Below are 20,097 nucleotides of genomic sequence, written 5' to 3'. Positions count from 1 at the left end.
ATTATATCCTTTTCGGAAGCATTTGCAATCGCAAATTTTAAGGAAGCAAACTTGGCACTACCTATTTTATCCACCCCACTTTTAGAAACTAATATTTCCCGTCCCAAAGAAGAACCAACAATGGAAAAAATTCCTATCATTACTAATAGATAANTTTTCCCTAAATGGAGCCAAATCTTTAATGTTTTAATTTTCATGGAGTATTAGATTGGTTATCGTTTAGCAAAACTAAGTCTTAGAAAAGCCGAAAAAATGCCATTTTCACCTATTTTCATCAGTTTTTGGAAAATAGGTTTTTTACCTACTTTTTTAAGATAGATCAATAAATTCCATAATAATGAGTTAATAATGCAAAATAATCATCTTTACTAATTATCATATAATATCAAAATGAAATCTATAAGAATACTGCTTGTTGATGACCACAAAATTATTCGAGATGGAATAAAATCATATTTTACAGAAGATTCTAATTACACTATTGTAGACGAGGCCTCAAACGGACAAATGGCTCTTTTAAAGTTAGAGCAAATAAGTGAAGAAATTGATTTAGTTATTTCTGACATTTCTATGGATGTAATGGATGGAATAGAATTTACTAAACAAATTTCAAAAAAATTTCCCCATGTAAAAGTTTTGATAATGTCCATGTTACTTGATTCTAAAACTATTAAAACGGTTTTAAAAGCAGGAACAGCTGGATATTTGGTAAAGGATAGTACAGAATATGAAATTAAGGAAGCTATAAATTTAATAATGAAGGGCGAGACCTATTTTAGTAAGCAGGTGACTCAAATAATAATGGAGGGGATGAGGAAGAGGAGAATCCCGAATTCTATTGTTAATGACAGAATTAAAATTTCTAAAAGAGAAACAGAAATTATTCAACTTATTTCTGAGGAATATTCAAATCAAGAGATTGCCGAAAGATTATTTATTAGTGTTAGGACTGTAGATTCCCATAAAAGAAACCTGTTGGAAAAAACAGGGTCAAAAAATATTATAGGTTTAATTAAGTATGCTATCAACAATGATCTCCTTGAAGAATTTAAAGTAGCATAATTTTTATTTTCAAAGAGTTTCTTGAGATGACATAAGAAACTACGGCATTTTAAAAATGTAAAATTGCCAGGAATAAGAGAGAAAAATATATGACTTTTATAATGTAAATTATAATTATTTCAATATTTTTCATTGAATGATAAATTCATTTATGTTAAGTAGAATAATATTTATTTGAAAATAACACCATTCCTTATTTATTATAAAAGTACAAAAACCAACCTAAGTATCAACCAGATCAAAAAAGAAATTGCTCATAATGTGAGCAGAGTAGTAATTGGTAAAATCGTACAGGAAACACGATCAGACTACTAAATTAGCCCTACGCCAATTTTTGTGCATATCCCGTACATACTCGTAGTAGCAATTTATTAAAATTGTTTAAAGGAACCTATACTTTAAAAATTACTGATATTAACGGTGCATTTTGGGAGCATAAAATGGAAAAATAACAATAGCTAATGAGTATACCCGAATTTTAAGGGGTTATACATGAATAGGGAAAAAACCTTCTTGTTAAGTAAAGAAAGAACAAATTTTTTACAATCAAGAAGATTTTTTTATAATGATACAAAACTACATTCTTAAAAAGCAAACACAAGAACCAAATCATTTTAATGGCCAATCAGCTAACTACTTCTGTTGAAACCATGCCCTTTACAGGACTAACCCACCAAACTGGGCTTTTGGATACTGTATAAGTGTACACTGAAAAAAAAATGGGTACACCAAGTAAAATCAACCTCACCAAAAAAGCTATCCTACAAACAAGAAAAAAATGAAATTACACAGAGTTTTTACGGACCCAAACCCAACCAGATTAGTCCAAGATCGGTGAAAAAATCCATTGGTATCCTTGGAACCCAATGGATTTGATCTCTTATTATTAGCAATATATTTTTTTTACGGAAGTTGAATCCTAACATAACAATCCGTTTATCCAACTATTTTTAAGGATAAATGAGATAATTTAATCGCATTGATTTGTACTCTGAAAGTTCGGGTTCCCAACTTTTTCTGATTTCGCTTTCAGGTACTCTATTGATAATTTGTTTTCTGAAAAGCCCTGAACCGATAAGTTTTTCAATCACGCCCATCTGATTGCTTAAACTAGAATCAAAAAATTTCTCCTTATTAGGGTGGGCTTTATAAAGTTCCATAATCCAAGATAAGTTTATTTTTTTTTCCTTTCTTAATATTTCTACATCAAAATTTCTAAGGTCAATTCCATAACAGACTTCACCCTTAAAAATCGGATTTTCTGCCATTCCCTTTATTCCGTGTGGGGTGAAATTGAATTTGTATTTACCTTTAAGGTCTGGACTTCCCAAAATCGTAAATGGTGAATATGTACCCCGTCCATGGTTTATGTAGGTACCCTCAAACATACAGGTGGAAGGATATAATAAAACAGATTGCTGTGTGCTAAGATTTGGTGATGGTTTGACAGGCAACTCGTATGGCATATCATGATTGTAATTGGCTACAGGTATTACTTCGATATTGCATTGGACACCATTTGTTAGCCATCCTTCTCCATTTGCCATCATAGCGAACTCACCAACTGTAAGTCCATGCGACATAGGAATGGGGAACATTCCTATCCCTGATTTATACTTCAGGTCAAGAACAGGACCATCTACCAAATATCCATTAGGATTTGGGCGGTCCAAAATGATAAGTTTTTTTTCATTTTCATAACATGCCTCCATCAATTTTACCAAGGCATTAATATTTGTGTAAAATCTACATCCTACATCTTGCAGATCATAAATTACTATATCCACGTCTGCCAAATCCTCATTGCTTGGTTTCTTCTTTTTGCCATATAATGAAATAATAGGAATACCAGTAACCTTATCCGTTTCGTCATTAACTTCCACTCCGGCACTGGCATTTCCGCGAAAACCATGTTCAGGGCCAAACACCTTCACAATATTAATATCAAGAACAAGTAAGCTATCGACCAAATGACGCTCTCCAATTACTGTTGTAGGATTTGCCATTATCGCCACTCTTTTTTCTTTTAAAAGGTGTAGATATTTATCTAATCTTTCAGCACCAGTAATTATTGGAAGCTGTGAGTTTCCAGAAATTTCAGGTTTTTGAGTGTTTGAGGTAATAAGTAAAATTATCAGTAATGGTATGATTTTATATAAAACCGACTTGCTTATTTTATAAAACTTGTACATTATTTTTCAATTTTTGCTTATGAACAGTAATAAATCCCTGGTCAGGAAAGGTAGCCGAAAACCAATCTTCCGGTTAGAGCTTAAAAATTTGGTATTCCATCACAATTGAGAACTTTCCCTAGTTTGAATTTCCAACATTTTAAGCAAAACCTAAGAGAAACAAAATTGGATAAAATAAGCCCCCCAATTCGGAATTCTTCCGGAAAGGAGGGCTGTTTATCTAAAAATATTTAACGACCAATTATTTTCATAAAATTAAAGGATTGCTTTTACCAGCCAGTAGTTTGAGAGAGCGTATAACCTCGCTCAGCATATTCACTAATTTGATTTTCACCAACTGGAGCCATGTAAACCCGATCACTGAATGGATCCCTGTTAGAAATGTTCTCAGGAACATAAAAACCAACCATTTGTGTAGGGTTTGCTCCATCATAGGTTATTACAGTTCCATCTTCCTTTTCTATCTTAAGAATTCCTTCCTTTTCAGGTACAAGGAATTCAGGCATTTCATTTGGAAAATCTACCCAAGGGCCTAATAAAATATCCGGGTTGACAGAACCATCCATATTGTTCAATTTTTTCCATCTTTTAATATCTAGCAAGCGGGTATGTTCATGCACAAATTCCATTCTACGTTCCCTCCTTATTTCCCATAATAGTTCTGGCACATCTGGATCACGATTAGGATCATTGGGTATCGATGATACATTTAGTGGTGAGGTTTTTACTACCCCTTTAGCGATGGCAACTGCATCAAGTGGTCGGTCTCGGATAGCATTAATAGAAACATCCAAATCTCCCTGGGTAATCACAACACCTCCAAGAGTTGCTAATTCAGCTTTTGCTTCAATCCAATTTAACGCAACTTCAGCCAATCTCATAACAGGAGCATCATTGGTATTTGTATTTGAACCATACATTGGCGGATATCCAGAACCTGCATAAGTAGGTCCTATTCGATCTATAAATTTATCTGAATATAATAAGGTAGCTGACTTTACCAGAGGTACATCCCAAAAGGTGGCTTCGAATCGTGGATCGCGTGTTTTGATCATATTATCAATATCAAGCTTATTTGCATCCGGAACCGTTGATAATTGATATGGTAATCCATCTGTTGCTATAAAAGAACGCGCCAAATCTAAATTTGCTGCTGAACTCTGCCCTTCATTCACATTGGAATAGGAGGCAATACTATGTTTTACAAGTGCTGCATCATAATGCCTATACAATATTACCTCAGAGTTACCTGATAAATCCTGTGAGCCAAATAAACTACGAAAATCACTACCGAAGCTCCATAAACCCGAATTTATTACCAAATCACCTGCTTCTACTGCTAATTGAAGGTATTTTTGTGCTTTTTCATTATCGGCTTCATGGTATTTTTGCCAAGTACCTTCAAACAACATAAACCTGGAAATAAAACTGGCGGCTATAAACTTATTAAGATTTTGTTTACTGCCTCCATCGAGGACACGCATATTTTCCATAGCGTATACAAAATCGTCATACACCTTATCCATCACAACCCCTCGATCATCACGATCTTTATACAATTCGTCCAACTCATTGTCACCTACCAAATTTTCATAGTATGGAACATCCCCAAAGACACTTACTAATCGACTATATTCAAACCCTCTAAAAAACCGAGCAACAGCACTCCAATGATTATATTCCTCATCCGTCAAGTGTGAACCCTTCATCCCTTCGATTCGATCAATGAATAAATTGGATTTGCGAACCCAAGAAAAATTCCAAGTTGGACCAGCATATCCACTCATCCAGGCAGCTGTTTCACTGGTAGTTGCACGTGAGGCAGGTGGTTGATTCTCAAAGTTGACTTGCTTACCAGTAGTAGCCAAATCATCAGAGAAAGTATACCCACGCATTGGTGCATAGTCTGTCGCATAACTGGTATTATAACCAACAAAATAGTTAGAATAAAAGCCATGAGAAAACAACCTCACATTGAGTTCTGATACCCAATAAGTTTCATCGTTTAGTTGGGTCAAAGGAGGTCTTTCGAGAAAATCCTCACAACTCACTGAGAGAAGTGTAAGGAATAGTATTATTATATTTTTTTTCATTTTTTTAAAAGTTTAGAAGGTTAATTGGATACCAAGTGCAGCGCTTTTAAAAGCTGGGACACCCATACCTGTACGCCCTAAATTATACGACCCTGAAGTATTCCACATAGAATAACCGGAGATAACCTCAGGATCTATTGGCAACCCTCTTAAATTATCGAAAGTAAAGAAGTTCTCAAGCGCACCGTAAATACGAAGCTTTGTTATTTTTGCTCTTTCTGTTACAGATTGAGGAAAGGTATATCCAATGGTAATGTTCTTAATCCTTAAGTAAGACATATCCAGTAAATAGCGGCTTTGTACCTGCATATTGTTAGTAGAATTACTATTCCACTGGTTCCATGGTCTGGGATAAAAGGCATCAGTTCTATCTTCTTTCCAGAAATCACCTGCGATTGCTTGTGGCATAGCTCCATCTGCAGAGTTATAACCAGGAATAACTAAGAATCCATTTCCCCAAATTTCCCTTTTCCCGACACCTTGAAGAAACACTCCTAAATCAAAGCCTTTATAAGCTGCCCCCATCCTAAAACCGTATTCAAAACGAGGTGTCGAATTTCCGATTACTTTGCGATCTCCAGCATTACCAACAGTATTAGTTCCAAAATCAATAACTCCATCACCATTCAAATCCTTAAACTTGACATCACCTGGCCCGAACATAAAACCCCCACTTTGCAGTTTGTTTTGAGTCGGTGCATTTTCATCCGCTAATTGGTAAATAGGAACTCCTTCAACATCAATAGTGATCAACTCACCATTATTATCGTAGGCAAAATCATTAGCCTGATACAGCCCATCGGTTTCATACCCCCAAATTTCTCCATAGGTTTTACCTACATAATTTGCATAGATGCTCTCAGAGGTACCGTATTTTGTAATAGTAGTAACAGCATCAGCAAATGTCGCTACAAAACTCAATTCCAATCCATTTTCAAATACATGCCTATAATCTAACTGGAGTTCTACACCCTTTGTTCGCAGGTCGCCTAAATTGCTCTGCGGGGCACTTGTACCAAATGTGACGGGTATACCTTCCTGTGGTACAATCATATTTTTTGTATCTCGTTGAAACCAATCAAATGAAAGTCCCAGTGCACCTCCAAATGTTCGAATATCAAGACCAAAATCTAAGGTTACTATATCTTGCCATGTAATTGAGTTCGAAACGGCTGCCGGTGTCCCATATTGGTATGGTCGTTGATTATTAATCAACCAATTATTGTATGAACCACTCATGGTTGGGACATAAAGATTATTTCCCACAGATTGGTCCCCTATACTTCCCCAAGATGCTCTCACTTTAAATTCATCAAGAAAATCTTCGCTCCAATCCATAAATGATTCTTTGTTTATGCGCCAACCTGCCGAAAAAGAAGGAAACCACCTCCATTTGAGATCAGAAGGAAATTTAGAACTTCCATCATAGCGTAGGTTTGCCTCTAGCAAATATTTCTCCCGGAAATTATAATTAATACGGCCAAAGAATCCTAATTGGGAATCCCAGTATTTATTTCCACCAGAAGTTTGAGTACCCGTAGCCAAATTAAACTGTGGATTATTAATGTCGGACAACTCTGTCTTTTGGGCGTAACTGTCTTCCCATTTGTACCCCACCCTATTCATTCCCAACATGAACCTGAGGTTTTGATTATTGTTGAGGTATAGATCATAAGTTGAGAACATGTTTATGGTATTCCATTGATCATTTCGAACTCCCCGGTATATATGGTCTGGGTTAGCTCCTGGAGCCGTATAGGTTATATGTGTTAATTCAAATGCTGGAATGGCACCAGGAGTTGTAGATGATACTACCTCACCTGCATCGTTTACATATATACGATCGCCATTTTCGTCATATACCGCTGTCTCAGGAGTCCACCAGGAATCTCGTGCGGAAAATCTGGTACCTGGTCTCCTGTTGATGTAATCCTGATTAGAATGCGTATAATCAAACTTAATTTCCCAATTTTTTGTAGGATTAATAACAAACCCACCGTTAAAGCTAGAATAATTTGTCTCTTGAATTGCTGTATTTGCATCAGCATATTCTGTAACTGGACTTTTGATTTTCTCACCACCTTCAGTCGTGAGAGGGTATGTAGCAGCCCATCGATATAAGTATAACCAAGGATCTACTGTTGTAGAGCTGGTTACATAAGGATAGCTTTTTACTCGCTTTGAGTAGATTGCTCCAGCATTAACTTTCAGCCAATCATTTATATGAGTTCCCAACTGTAATGACCCATTATAGCGCTTAAAATTATCTTCTTTAGCTGCCTTATTCATACCACTCTGATCCATGATACCAAAACCTATATTATAATTAGTCTTTCCGGTCAATCCACTCACAGATAGGTTATGTAACTGCGTAGGAGCCCATTCATTGATAATATAATTATAGGGGTCATACATCCTTAAACCAATCCTCCTTCCATTGGCATCTTTGTAGTAATCACGACCATATAACATTGGATCATTTGGCCCAACAAAATCAGCATATTTTTCTTGCCATTCCTTTGCTCTTTCAAATCCATCACGTGTAACTTTCCAAAAAGCACCTGCTTCGGAGCCACCTGTCCTTTCAAAAGCATGTAGCGTATATTCCATGGCATCAATTTCCCCCATTTCCATTTTTTTAGAAATATTCTGGAAGGAAAGATTACCTGAATATGAAACCTTAACACTTTCCTTTTTTGCTCCTTTTTTTGTGGTAATCAGAATAACCCCAAAAGCAGCTTTTGCTCCATATATGGACGCAGAAGCTGCATCTTTTAATACCGAGATTGATTCGATATCATCTGGATTAACCATTTGAATAGAAGGAATTTGCACATTATCTAACAATATAAGTGGCTCAGACCCTCCTGCAAAAGAAGCAATCTGACCCCTAATTTTCATAATCGGATCTGAACCAACTTCACCACTAGGGATGGTAATATTCAACCCTGGGGTTGTGCCTTGTAGACCTCGACCTACATCTGGTATAGGTCTTCCTTCAAGCACCTTAGTGTCAACAGTAGCCACAGCCCCAGTGAGGTCGGTCTTATTTTGGGTTCCGTATCCCACTACCACTATTTCTTCAAGACTTGAGATATCCTCAATCATTTGGATTTCAAAAAACTGCCTGTTTCCCACCTGCTGCTCATAAGTTTTCATACCAATGTAACTAAACTGCAACACATCGGTGGGTTCTGCTTCAAGACGAAAATTCCCTTCAACATCCGTAACTGTTCCTATAGATTTTCCTTGAATAACCACCGATACTCCGGGAAGAGGCTCATTGTCAGACGCGTTTAAAACTGTACCTGATATCGTACTGTTTTGCGCTAAGAGCGAACTATGGACAAGGAAAAACCCTAATATCCACAGGTAATTTTGTAGCTTTTTTTTCATGCTATTAATTTTAATTTTTAACTTTTCACAATGGTCTCACTGTGATGAATAAATAATTTTTATATGTACCAGACCATAAACAAATTTTACTTTTTAACAGCAAAAAAACATCACTGAAAACTGTGATTTCTAAAGCTTAGGGAGGATTTTGACATGACATATTTTAGATTATCATCTAAATTTTAGCCGTTAAAAAGACAGAAGGAATTATCGGAACTTGATAGTATGGTGACCCCAATCAGTATAATATTGAGGTCAATGGTTTTCATGTGTAACCTCACTGAATTCCTGTTTTTTTATCTAGCCTCTACTGCTATCTTATATTACTGTTTGTTATTTGTTTGGAAGGTAGGCTAAAACAGTATCGTACATCTTAGAATGTACCTTTGTGTATTTTAGATAACCCTTATTTTTAAGAGTCTTATAGTCCTCTTTTTTTAATCGGGCTGGATCTGATTTCCACACTTCAATCATTTTTTCAATCCGATCTGTATCATGAGTTGCCGCATACCAAAATATTATTCCTCTGTCATTGTATGAATTTCCCAAGACCACTTGTTTTCCATAATCGCCTCTTTTATTTGCGTTGTTGTCAACATACCCGTTGGGAGAAGAAGGTGCAATATCATCATTAAATCTAACCGGGCTTAACCAGTAATCGGGATTAAGATTTTTTTGTATCATTAACCAAAAGTATTCGCGAACTGCGTTGGGAGAGCGAACCCCATGAGAATTATAGTGCAACTGAACAAGCTCACATATCACCTGAATATGGATATCAGGATTTTCCCATAATATACCTTCCAACTCATCAACCATATTAGAGAATTGAATACTCGCTGCTTCTTCTCCTTCTGCTTCCTTCATTTTGGTTTTGAAGTTCCAAACAGTTGCACCATATTTTGTTACATTGTCCTTATATAAGGTCTCAATGCCTGAATGAAAAGCCCTTCCGTAGTCCAGGTAATTGGCCGTAACAGCCTGAAATACACTCCACGATATTAAACCACCAAGGTCGTTTGATGGGTGAGAACGAAAATTCCAGATTTCCTTGTCCTGAACTCCTTTCTTATTCATCTTTACCAATTCACCTTTTGATTCTTGCAAAGCATGCGACATGAGGTCTTCCAATTCTACGTCCATCCATTTTCCATTCGCTTGGCCCTCAAGTAATACCGAATAACATCGATCAATAATTTCTTCTTCTACCGGGTCGATAGCATACAATAGCATTGATTCTTTTTTAGTGTCATGCTTTTCCTTAACGGTCATACCCGAATAGTCTATGCTGACAATTGGGGTATCAGATTCTTTATCTCCTGGCTCCGGACTTTCGATGCAACTGGCAAAAATGAACCCTAATAAAAGAAAGAAGCCAGCTTCTCTCCATAATTTAAATTTAAAATAACTTGAATGCATGTTTTTTTGATTTACAAGATTTGTGTTGTTGTTAACCGGCCTGAAACCGGTTGAAATATTACAATTGGTATTTTTTAAAAAAATATTGTTCACTATATCACTAATTGATATTTTCTTTTTTTAGCACAAAGGGTTTATCATAAAGGAGAAAGTGGTTTTAGACACTAATTTTTTATAGACAATTAAATTTTGTGACGTGGAGAACTAAAATAAAATGATATTTTACTATTTACTGACCATTTTGATTTGCAACCGTTATCAGAAAGCGTTTTAGACTTAACTTCCTGTCAAGGCAAACTTTAACCCCGATTAATTTCACTGCATTACTCGATGTCTAAAGGCATTATTAATTAATTCTGCAGTATTACGGGCCATCAGTTTATACAATAGATTTTTTCGGTGAGTTTCAACGGTGTTCTTGCTAATGAATAATTTTTCACCGATCTCAAGTGTAGTAAGGCCGGAGGCAATACTTTCTAATACTTCAATTTCCCGCCCTGATAGCTTTTCGATGTATTGATGAGATGGAGTGGGCGTAAATTCTTTCAAAAGAGTGGCACGAACCTCCATTCCTAGGTAATTTGCACCAGCCTGAATAGTGTTAATTCCTTCCGCCAAACTTTCCTTTCCTGTGTTTTTCAGAATATAACCAACTGCACCTGCTTTTAAAATACCTGATATGTAATCCATATCACTACACATTGAAAGACCCAGGATCTTTATACCAGGAAATCTTTTTGACAATTCCTTCGATACCTTTACCCCCCCCATCACGGGCGTATTAATGTCAATTATTACCAAATCAACATGGAAAGAACTGCAATAGTCTAACACTTCTTCCCTGTTCTTAGCTTCACCAACTACACAAATATCTTTTTCATTTTCCAGAAGAGCCTTTAATCCATCAATAAATACCTGATGGTCATCGGCTATAAGTATATTGGTCATATTCCTTAAATTTAATTTTTCAAACCAATGTCAACCCTCCCATTTTTTTATTTGACAACCCTTTAATTTCCTTCCAGGTAATTAAATCAATCCCTTTTTTCGCGAATGTTGCTTTTTCTAATTCATGAAAAAAATCAAAATCTATTTGACGCCATTTCGATCCGAAATTGGGATGGTCAACTGTGATACCTTGCATTTCCGAATCATCAAATGCCGGGTGAATTTGTAGTAGGTTGATTCCCTCTCCCAGGTTATTTAAAAGATGATCATAGTAATCTTTTAAACGGCCATTTTTAAATTGTTCAAAATCACCAAAGTGCACTTTGTCGATGGTAAAGTCATCCTCATTTACAGCAATGGCAGGATCGAGACCTACCATTGACAATAATTCTGTGTTAATTAAAACTGGGATGCTGTACTTTTCTTCAAGTGCTTTATAAACCTGAAAGATTCGATTGTCCGAACCTACACTATACATGTGCGAATCAAGGTGAGTCGGCCTTAAACCTAAATTGAGGGCACGGTTGATTTGTGCTTCAAGTTCACCTCTGATTTCTTCGATGTTGGCCCGATCCTTCAACTGGTCTCGTTTTCTAAAAAAAAATCCATTTTCATCTACCAATGTTGGAACCTCAGAAACTGGAAGTACCGGGCTAAATTTATAGTTTTTCCATTCACAAGTAAGAGTTAAATGAATACCATAGTCATATTGTGGATTGGCTAATGCATATTCTGCCATTTCATAAAACCATGCACAAGGAACCATCATGCTATAGGAGTTAATCGTTCCTCTCTCCAGCAATTGAATAGTGGCCAAATTATGCGAATGGGACAACCCTGCGTCATCAGCATGAATCATTAGTAATTTAGTACCGTTTTCTATTCCAACTTTTAATTGCTTCATCTTCTCCAAAAATTTAATTCATTAACTAAAAAATACTGACTGGGAAACTTTTATAATGATTTATACCCTCCCAGTCAGTAGCCATCACGATTACACTCCAGCAATCCTACGTTTGTATTCTGCTAGTGCTCCATCTAATCTTTCCTTTGGGGAATTACTGCCTGGCGCATTGTGAGAAGGGTGAATATGTAGTTTGAAACCACGATCAGCCAAAATTTCAGCAACGGTGGTAACCGTCATCCAGACACATGTAATAAATGCCATGGTTGAAACAGGTCCAACTTTGTCTTCATGATTTTTTAAGGTCACTGAGGCATCAGCCAGGGGGGCACAAGAATCTACCACATGATCAGCAATATCAAAAATTGTTTTCCCACAAGAATGCCGGGTGCTTTTTCCTTTTGCTTCGGACACAGAACCAAATGCAATTACTTTCATTCCTTTTTTTTTCGCTTCCAGCGCCACATCTATATTCACATTATTGATACCGGTGTGTGAAAATATCCACATGGTATCTCGTGAATCAAAGTTGTACCCCTTCATAATTTCAACCCCATATCCTTCTGCACGCTCCAGGAACAAAAATTGATGAACTCCCATTTCGCCAGTAATACGGGTGAAAAAGGTAAGCGGTAATTCGATGATTGGGTGAAATCCAACAAAACCACCGATACGCGGATACATTTCTTCAATGGGAATAGTGGCATGTCCACAACCAAAGGTGTGAACCCATCTACCTGATTCTATACTATCTGCCATAATTTCCGCAGCTTTACGGATGTTATCAAGTTGCGTATCCTCGATTTTATTCATTACATCTCGAGCGTTGTTAAGCCATTGTTTTGCTAACATTTTCTTATTTAGTTTTAATTTGAATTTTATTGAAAATAAAAAGTATAAGTACAAGCATTACAATTGATAGGATAAAGGATAGCAAAGTAAGATTGCTGATCCCAGACCATTCCACGAGCGACCCCATCCCATAATTTAAAAGAACACTTCCTATCAATGCAATTGAAATCACAATACTAAAAGCTGTACCGGAAATATCAGAATATCTTGTTCCTACCATTCCGAGCATTACCGGAAAACCAGCTGCCAAACCCATGCCCAGTAAAATTAATCCAGCTAATACAAAACCATACGAAGTTGTAACAGAGAGCAATAATGTACCTACTAATAAAAAGATAATAGAAATTAACACCATTGCTTTTGTACTAAATTTCCTTAACAGGCTTCCAAGTACCAGCCTCATGACTGCCATAGCTCCTACGTAAACAGTCAATGCATACAGCGCATTGCTGTTTGATATCCCTTTGGAATTGACAAGGAATGTGGTAGTCCAGTTATTTAGAATTGTTTCGAAACCACTTTGACAGAAAAGGAAAAGTCCAATTATCAACAACAGGTCATCTCTAAACAATTGAAATATTCGTTTTAAAGGAATTCCCTCTACTAATTTCGGTTTTGGAAATTTAACAACCGTAAAAATTATGGTAAATAAAAACACCAGGGCTCCTGTAAAAGAAAGTACAGTTTGATAGGATGTCTGGTCATCAAGCAACCCTAGGATAAACGGCATGCCCAAAGCACCAATTGCAAAAAAGACACCAAGAACACTTAGGTTTGCACCTCTGTTATCATTGGAAATATCAGAGACTACTCCATTGGCAGCGCCATTAATCGCACCACCTCCAAGTCCGAAAAGAAATACGCTGATCTTTAAAACCAAAACCGAATGGGTAAAAGCAATTCCCTCAAGACCTAGAATGATTACCAGAGATGCCAACACCAAAATAATCTTATATCCAAAGCGATCAGCGATCGGACCAAAAAGTAACGATCCCGATAGAATACCAAAAGGAAGTATGGCGAATAAAGTGCCCGAAGATACGGCATCTAGGCTAAATTTACTCTGGATATCCAGGGTAACAGCACCCAGGGTTATCATAGTTATTCCAAACAACAACATACCTAGGCATGCCGAAACGAAAATACTTGTAGGAATGCTTGTTTTCATATCCTATTTGTGTTTTTTAACGTTAGAAAGGCGGCACCGTAAACCGCTGCATCTGGACCTAAAACTGATTTCTCAAAATCTACTTTCGTCACACTTATAGGCTGTGCCCACCTTGTAGCTTCTAGTTTAATACGTTCGATAAATTGATCAGCGGGTCCAAAAATCCCTCCTCCAAAGATGATTTTACTGGGATTAAAAATGCTTACCATGTTGGCGGAGGCCATACCCCAATATGCAACAAACTCATCTATAATCTTGATTGCCAATTGGTCATTCTTATAGTAAGCATCAAAAACATGATAAGCTGAAAGTTGGTCTGGTAGCACATCCCTTAATAATGATGGGGTACTAAACTGTTGAAGGACTTCCAATGCAAGACGTGGAATTCCTTCTCCCGATGCATAATGTTCAAAACAACCACACGCTTTATATTTATTTTCATAAGGTTTATTTAGTGCCATCCAACCAATAGCCCCTGCTATATCATTAGCACCTCGAACAAGATTTCCATTAACTACAATGCCTGCTCCGATTCCTGTACCTACCGCCATAAATATAGCATTATTACAATTCTGGGCATTACCCTTCCATTGTTCCCCAAAAATGCTGCACGCCCTATCACTATCAATACTAATATGTCTGTCTCCAGCAACTTGTCTGACCTCTTTCAACAATGGATAATCGTCCCATCCTGAAATATTTGGTGCATATACGGTCCCAGTTGTTTGTCGACTTATTCCTGGTACTGAAATTCCAATTGAATTAATGTTGTATTTTTCAATTTGCGTTTCAACCTGTGAAGTGATAAGACTTCCAACGGTTTGGCCATCACCATGATTAAGAAAAACAGTATCCCTGAATATTAATTCACCTTGGGTTGAAAAAACGGCAACAGCTATCTTTGTGCCTCCTAAATCCAATGCTAGTACTGCCATGTGTAATCCATAAGTTTAAATCAATTTAAATGCATTATTTTTTCCGACTCACGTTTAAATCCAATGTCCAATGTACCATCATGATAATAGAACCTGCAGTTCCATCCATAGTAGGTTCATTAGTAGAGTAATCCCCAATATCATCATGATACACAACATAATCATTTTGCAAATGCTCAAATTCATCAGGAGTATATAATGTTATACCTTTGAGAGAATTGTAAATTGAAGAGAATATAGGACCATCAACAAGTCCTCCCGGAACCATTTTTTTTGTCAACGCCCATGTACCAGTATGTACATCTTCCGGATATTCTCCGGTTTCAGGAATACCAGTAAACATAGATGTACCCCATGGATTACGTCCCAAAAGCCAATCACGTTGATCAATAAGGAAGTCATGGTAGGATTTATCTCCTGTCATCTTTTCGTATAGTATTATTTGTGTATTTAAACTGGTCATCAGGTTGTTGGAACACCAGATAAATGGAACACCCACTCCATAGGGATTTTTTTGGCTTTTCTTAAAGGTATATTCTATACCATTCTTATAATAACCGGCAAGAGTATCCTGAAATGGTTTATCTACAAGATCAAATAAAGCAAAATGTCCCAAATTGATAAATGGATAATATTGATAATGAGCCGCAGAGTCCAGGTTCATCCAAGATATAGTATTGGCCTGGATTGCATACTGCTTAGCTTCATTTAAATATCTTTTATCGCGGGTTAACTTGTATAATTCGGCAGCTCCATACTCCATATCGTCAGCCCAGGTTTCTTCCGTATAACGATATGGTGCTCTATATGAATTGCCTTGTTGGAATCCTTCTTTTTCCCGCCCGAGTTGATACAGGGTTTTTGCAGCAGTTGCACATTGTTTAGCAAAAACAGTATCACCAAGCGATTCCCAAATTCTTGACCCTTGCGCCAGCGCAGCGGCAGATCTACCTGCCAGGTTAGCCAATCCAGTTGCGATACTTTTGTACTGACGCAACCCTTGTGGTGAACCAGTTGCAAAATAAGCTACTCGGTAGCTATTTTCACCCCATCCATAGTCTGAATTATCCTGGTCAGGCATCTTCCATCCATAATGATCACGGTCGTCCGCCACTTGATGGATTAGTTGATCTGGGGATACATGGAGTTTTAATATCCAGTTAAGCCCCCATTTAGCTTCATCAAGTACATCTGGGATACCATTAGGAATTGGCTGACCCAGCGCATTAGTTAAATCTTCAAACCTATCAGGGTATATCTCATAGGCCATTAACATATGGCCAGTTGCATAACTGCCTGTGATAAGATATTTTAATTGATCACCAGCATCATGCCATCCTCCTGTTGCATCCACAAATGTAGAATCAGGCATTTTACCATAGAAAGCACGCCCATCACGTTGATGGCAAACCATATCAAAAAATGGATTATAACCACACCTTTGTTGCCTCATGAATTCAAGGAGGTACTCGGGTTGAAATGAATAGGCTGATTTCGAAATAGGAAATGATTGGGACCTAATTCCCGATTTTTGACCTCTAAGAAAGTATTTTCCTTCTTCTTGAACAGACGTGAAATCCAATTGATAGTAGTAGTCAAAAGTCCCCCACCCTTTCGCATTTGATTTAATAATATTAAATGAAGAGATTCTTGAACCATCATCCAGTCTGACAATTTCAATCTTCTCTTTGATTGGTTTTTTTGAAAAGAGTACCGCTACCTTTGTTTCTCCGGGAAGATAGCCCACCTGGTTAACCCGAATATAAAAATCTGAAGGCTGTGCAAGCACTAACAAAGGGCTTAAAGCGGTTAGCATCATTACGATTAAATTCTTCATACTTGATTTTTTTTCATTTAAATAATTCATCAATTCTTGAAAATTTATATCCCTCCCTGAGCAGATCATTTTACAGTCTGTCCAATTAGGAATAATACTTGTCGTTTTGTTCTGGTGTAGAATCAAGGTGACTAAGCAAGATATCCATTTAAGCCGAAATCTCCAGTCGGGTACACTTCATTATACTGGCGTGAATTTCTCACTACTAAGGTATATAGCCATTGAAAGTATGATGTAGTCTACCTGGCATAATCTTCCAGGTATGAGATTGAGATTAATCAACTGTCTGTCAAGTTTCCATGCCCTGGTTCTAATGGTATAGTTATACCGCTCGTAAGGCAGTAAGAAAAATGAGGCATTTTCCCTACTGATTCCAAAATGTGCTATTTGCTTTGGGGTTTTATCTCCTGGAATGAATGCCTCATGAATCCATTCAAATTTTTGGCACTGACCTATTCCTTCTTCATCAAATCTACAGGCTATTACTGCCAGACTTATCAACAAAAAATTTATCACAACAAAAATCACCTTGTGAATCATTTTTACCCCATCTCTAAAATTACTCGGGATTTTCATTATGCTTTTGCTGTTTTATACTGTTTTGTTTTCAAATATCTAAAATAAAAGCATAAAAAAGCAAATAATATGGGAAATATTTTATGAGAATGTTGAAAATATCATATAAACAGCAAAAAACAGCATATTTCAGATTGTGGTTTTTTCAAAATAAAGTTGCAAATTGCATTTGATCTAAACAAACTCAATAATTTCAGAATCTAAGCTTTATGATTTCAGAGGAAAGACACTACTTCATATTAGAACAAATCAGTGCTAATAACAAGGTAATAGTTAGTGATTTAAGTAAACAATTGGACGTTTCCATAGATACTATCCGAAGGGATCTTAAATATCTTGAAAAGAAAGGTAAAGTTGTAAAAGTACATGGTGGAGCAGTGTCACCTAACTTTCATTACCCCTATCAACAACAAGATGTTTATGCTCAAAGCGAAAAAATTGAAATTGCAAGAAAAGCATTATCCTTATTTAAAGATGGGATGATCACACTGCTTGGTGGAGGAACTGTTATGCTGGAATTTGCAAGGTTAGTACCTGAAAATTTAAAAGGGATTATATTCACGGTTAGCCCTCTGGTAGCTTTAGAAATTGCCCAACGTTCAAGCGTTGAGGTTATCCTATTGTCAGGAGTAGTATCCCGAGACCGCTATACCTGTACAGGTTCAACTGTTATTTCGCAACTGTCGGAAATAAGTGTTGATTTGTGCATGCTCGGGACATCTGGGATTTCAATAAATGGCGGTGTGACTGATAGTGATTGGGAAATTACACAAGTAAAAAAAGCAATGGTTAAATCTGCTGAAAAGACTGCTGTTCTTTGTATCACCGAAAAATTAGAATCTACCCAGAAAATGAAAGTTTGCCGTTTGGAAGAAATTGACTATTTAATAACAGAAAAGGAGCCCAAAACCCTGCAGAAATACGCAAATATCATTAAATCAGTTCTATGATAAAGTTTTGACAAAAAATAATTATTCATTATTTTAGCCAGCTCAAGTAGAGGTGGTTTTGTTGCTAGTTTCATTGCATTAAATCATTCGGATGTGATAGGAAATGTTCTTTCACAATCTGGCTCATATTGGATTAAAGGGATAAAAGATGAAAATCATTGGATATATCCCGAAGATGATGGCAAACTGATTAATGCATATATGATTAGTGAGCGACTCCCGATAGAATTTTATATGCTTGGGATGAATAGACAGTTTCGTGATATTCTTAAGTTAAAGGGATATGATGTGGAGTATCAAGAATTTAAAGGAGGACACAATTATGTGAATTGACGTGGAACTCTTTCTGATGGTTTGATTTCATTAATTGGAATTGAGAAAAAATAGAAAAGACCTGTATAGTTCACCACGTCAGGATTCGAGATTTTTCATAAGACAGAATTAGTTATACACTTCCTAATATAAGCATGGCCAAACCAATGGCTTTTGGGTTTATTGATCTATTGTTTTTCATCGTGTTCAATTTAATATGTTATATCCACAGATGTAGGAATCATCGCTGTGAGGAATACAATTATTTGAAAAGTAAGGCTGCATATTCTTTCAGCGATCTTCTCCAGGTCAGCCATTCATGGGCAGTACCGGGAGATTCATAGTAGACATGATCCAATCCTATATTATCGAGCATATTGCGAAAAGCACCTACCGACCCAGGAAAGGGATCTGGTTCTTTTGTTCCCAGTCCGAGCCAGAAAACCTTGATCTGCTTGCTGAGCGCTTCACCATCTTTGAATTTGCCTCCCAAAAACGTATTCACATCGATATCGTCTGCGCTTGGATAATTGGATGTACCACTGAATCCCCCGTACGAGGCAAAGACATCCAGATTGTTCATGATAATACGCATGGTTTGGTTAGCACCCATAGAAAGACCGGCAATGGCTCTGTGTTCACGGTCTTTCAAAGTGCGAAATTCAGTATCAATCATCGGAATAATCTCCGTGATCATCACTTCTTCGAAAGCAGATGCAGGGCGTCCTCTTCTATCTGCATTCTCCAGATTCTGGGGTTTATAGGCATATCCATTGTCCATCACGATAATCATAGGTACTGCCTTTTTCTCAGCTATTAAATTATCCAAAATAAGGCTGGCATGCCCCTGAGCCGACCATCCTGTTTCATCTTCAAAGCTTCCATGCTGCAGATACAAGACAGGATAGCGCTTTGCATTGTCATTTTCATAACAAGGAGGTGTATAAACTAAGCACTGACGCCAGACCTGGGTAATTTTCGAAAAATAAACTCTCTCACTCACCAAACCATGCGGCACATCTTTTAAGGCATAAAACTCCCTGTCATGAGCGGGAATTTCAATACCACTACCCCATCGGCCTGCACCATAAAAATATTTCGAGCCTGGGTCAGGCACGGACGCTCCGTCAATGTTTAGCTGGTAATAGTGAAAGCCTTCATCTTGAGGTGCAGATTCTCCTGTCCAAACTCCATTGTTATCTTTTGTGAGGTCGTATTTCACTCCTCCAATATCCAATTGAACCAGGTTTGCTTCAGGCGCAGCAATACTAACCCGGACTCTACGCTCTGAATTCACCTGTGGAAATTGCTTACCAGGTTGGTTGACGGAGGAAGGCTTAAAATCCTCAACAACTTCAGATTGAGCAAAACAGATTACACCAGTCAGCATAAATCCTATTAAAAATAAAATATATCTGTGATTGATCTTTGATGTCATATTTAAATTCTTTAA

The 20,097-nt window shown here is 37.0% G+C and carries 15 protein-coding genes; 3 read left to right on the top strand and 12 right to left on the bottom strand.

Annotated features, from left to right (window positions below; genetic code table 11):
* Positions 1 to 390: 390 nt before the first annotated feature.
* On the top strand, positions 391 to 1,062 hold the full coding sequence (locus A3EM_RS0126195) for a response regulator transcription factor (RefSeq protein ID WP_020531217.1): 672 nt from the start codon (positions 391 to 393) through the stop codon (positions 1,060 to 1,062).
* A gap of 950 nt (positions 1,063 to 2,012) precedes the next feature.
* On the opposite strand, the gene A3EM_RS0126185 is transcribed toward A3EM_RS0126195, so the two are convergent.
* From A3EM_RS0126185 to A3EM_RS0126135, 11 genes are all read right to left on the bottom strand, one after another.
* The gene (locus A3EM_RS0126185) at positions 2,013 to 3,254 is read right to left on the bottom strand and encodes an exo-beta-N-acetylmuramidase NamZ family protein (RefSeq protein WP_020531216.1); all 1,242 of its coding nucleotides are present in this window, start codon (positions 3,252 to 3,254) and stop codon (positions 2,013 to 2,015) included.
* A gap of 269 nt (positions 3,255 to 3,523) precedes the next feature.
* A complete protein-coding gene (locus A3EM_RS0126180) occupies positions 3,524 to 5,272 on the bottom strand; it encodes a RagB/SusD family nutrient uptake outer membrane protein (protein ID WP_245576555.1) in 1,749 nt (582 codons plus the stop codon).
* Between the two features lie 87 nt (positions 5,273 to 5,359).
* Complete coding sequence (locus A3EM_RS0126175; RefSeq protein WP_020531214.1) at positions 5,360 to 8,743, bottom strand: SusC/RagA family TonB-linked outer membrane protein; 3,384 nt, start codon at positions 8,741 to 8,743, stop codon at positions 5,360 to 5,362.
* Positions 8,744 to 9,076: 333 nt separating this feature from the next.
* Positions 9,077 to 10,162 carry a hypothetical protein gene (locus tag A3EM_RS0126170; RefSeq protein ID WP_157638092.1) on the bottom strand — a complete coding sequence of 362 codons (1,086 nt, stop codon included), beginning with the start codon at positions 10,160 to 10,162 and terminating at the stop codon, positions 9,077 to 9,079.
* A gap of 315 nt (positions 10,163 to 10,477) precedes the next feature.
* Positions 10,478 to 11,110 (bottom strand): response regulator, encoded by a 633-nt coding sequence (locus A3EM_RS0126165; RefSeq protein WP_020531212.1) that lies wholly within the window; start codon positions 11,108 to 11,110, stop codon positions 10,478 to 10,480.
* A gap of 19 nt (positions 11,111 to 11,129) precedes the next feature.
* Positions 11,130 to 12,014, bottom strand: coding sequence for a polysaccharide deacetylase family protein (locus A3EM_RS0126160; protein WP_020531211.1), 885 nt, complete (start codon positions 12,012 to 12,014; stop codon positions 11,130 to 11,132).
* Positions 12,015 to 12,104: 90 nt separating this feature from the next.
* Positions 12,105 to 12,866: a sugar isomerase domain-containing protein gene (locus A3EM_RS0126155; RefSeq protein WP_020531210.1), complete on the bottom strand. Its 762-nt coding sequence runs from the start codon at positions 12,864 to 12,866 to the stop codon at positions 12,105 to 12,107.
* 4 nt (positions 12,867 to 12,870) lie between these two features.
* Positions 12,871 to 14,034, bottom strand: coding sequence for an MFS transporter (locus A3EM_RS0126150; protein WP_026210604.1), 1,164 nt, complete (start codon positions 14,032 to 14,034; stop codon positions 12,871 to 12,873).
* On the bottom strand, positions 14,031 to 14,969 hold the full coding sequence (locus A3EM_RS0126145; RefSeq protein WP_020531208.1) for an ROK family protein: 939 nt from the start codon (positions 14,967 to 14,969) through the stop codon (positions 14,031 to 14,033). Before A3EM_RS0126145 ends, A3EM_RS0126150 begins: the two co-directional genes overlap by 4 nt.
* Positions 14,970 to 15,003: 34 nt before the next feature.
* The gene (locus A3EM_RS0126140) at positions 15,004 to 16,788 is read right to left on the bottom strand and encodes a glycoside hydrolase family 9 protein (RefSeq protein ID WP_245576553.1); all 1,785 of its coding nucleotides are present in this window, start codon (positions 16,786 to 16,788) and stop codon (positions 15,004 to 15,006) included.
* Between the two features lie 198 nt (positions 16,789 to 16,986).
* Positions 16,987 to 17,382, bottom strand: a complete 396-nt coding sequence (locus A3EM_RS0126135; protein WP_020531206.1) for a hypothetical protein — start codon at positions 17,380 to 17,382, stop codon at positions 16,987 to 16,989.
* Positions 17,383 to 17,591: 209 nt separating this feature from the next.
* Here A3EM_RS0126135 and A3EM_RS0126130 point away from each other — a divergent pair, with 209 nt between their 5' ends.
* Positions 17,592 to 18,332, top strand: a complete 741-nt coding sequence (locus A3EM_RS0126130) for a DeoR/GlpR family DNA-binding transcription regulator (RefSeq protein ID WP_020531205.1) — start codon at positions 17,592 to 17,594, stop codon at positions 18,330 to 18,332.
* A gap of 93 nt (positions 18,333 to 18,425) precedes the next feature.
* Positions 18,426 to 18,665, top strand: coding sequence for an alpha/beta hydrolase (locus tag A3EM_RS0126125; RefSeq protein ID WP_020531204.1), 240 nt, complete (start codon positions 18,426 to 18,428; stop codon positions 18,663 to 18,665).
* Between the two features lie 241 nt (positions 18,666 to 18,906).
* On the opposite strand, the gene A3EM_RS0126120 is transcribed toward A3EM_RS0126125, so the two are convergent.
* Positions 18,907 to 20,082 carry an alpha/beta hydrolase-fold protein gene (locus tag A3EM_RS0126120; protein WP_157638091.1) on the bottom strand — a complete coding sequence of 392 codons (1,176 nt, stop codon included), beginning with the start codon at positions 20,080 to 20,082 and terminating at the stop codon, positions 18,907 to 18,909.
* Positions 20,083 to 20,097 lie beyond the last annotated feature (15 nt).

This window comes from Flexithrix dorotheae DSM 6795, from assembly GCF_000379765.1.
In the GTDB taxonomy this organism is placed as follows: Bacteria; Bacteroidota; Bacteroidia; order Cytophagales; family Flammeovirgaceae; genus Flexithrix; species Flexithrix dorotheae.
Note: the sequence above shows the minus strand (reverse complement) of the source record. Positions and strands in the feature narration are given on the sequence as shown.

What these genes read in the sequence shown, in the direction of transcription:
- A3EM_RS0126195 (WP_020531217.1), top strand. Translation starts at nt 391, where the DNA reads ATGAAATCTATAAGAATACTGCTTGTTGATGACCACAAAATTATTCGA.
- A3EM_RS0126185 (WP_020531216.1), bottom strand. Translation starts at nt 3,254, where the DNA reads ATGTACAAGTTTTATAAAATAAGCAAGTCGGTTTTATATAAAATCATA.
- A3EM_RS0126175 (WP_020531214.1), bottom strand. Translation starts at nt 8,743, where the DNA reads ATGAAAAAAAAGCTACAAAATTACCTGTGGATATTAGGGTTTTTCCTT.
- A3EM_RS0126170 (WP_157638092.1), bottom strand. Translation starts at nt 10,162, where the DNA reads ATGCATTCAAGTTATTTTAAATTTAAATTATGGAGAGAAGCTGGCTTC.
- A3EM_RS0126165 (WP_020531212.1), bottom strand. Translation starts at nt 11,110, where the DNA reads ATGACCAATATACTTATAGCCGATGACCATCAGGTATTTATTGATGGA.
- A3EM_RS0126160 (WP_020531211.1), bottom strand. Translation starts at nt 12,014, where the DNA reads ATGAAGCAATTAAAAGTTGGAATAGAAAACGGTACTAAATTACTAATG.
- A3EM_RS0126155 (WP_020531210.1), bottom strand. Translation starts at nt 12,866, where the DNA reads ATGTTAGCAAAACAATGGCTTAACAACGCTCGAGATGTAATGAATAAA.
- A3EM_RS0126150 (WP_026210604.1), bottom strand. Translation starts at nt 14,034, where the DNA reads ATGAAAACAAGCATTCCTACAAGTATTTTCGTTTCGGCATGCCTAGGT.
- A3EM_RS0126145 (WP_020531208.1), bottom strand. Translation starts at nt 14,969, where the DNA reads ATGGCAGTACTAGCATTGGATTTAGGAGGCACAAAGATAGCTGTTGCC.
- A3EM_RS0126140 (WP_245576553.1), bottom strand. Translation starts at nt 16,788, where the DNA reads ATGATGCTAACCGCTTTAAGCCCTTTGTTAGTGCTTGCACAGCCTTCA.
- A3EM_RS0126135 (WP_020531206.1), bottom strand. Translation starts at nt 17,382, where the DNA reads ATGAAAATCCCGAGTAATTTTAGAGATGGGGTAAAAATGATTCACAAG.
- A3EM_RS0126130 (WP_020531205.1), top strand. Translation starts at nt 17,592, where the DNA reads ATGATTTCAGAGGAAAGACACTACTTCATATTAGAACAAATCAGTGCT.
- A3EM_RS0126120 (WP_157638091.1), bottom strand. Translation starts at nt 20,082, where the DNA reads ATGACATCAAAGATCAATCACAGATATATTTTATTTTTAATAGGATTT.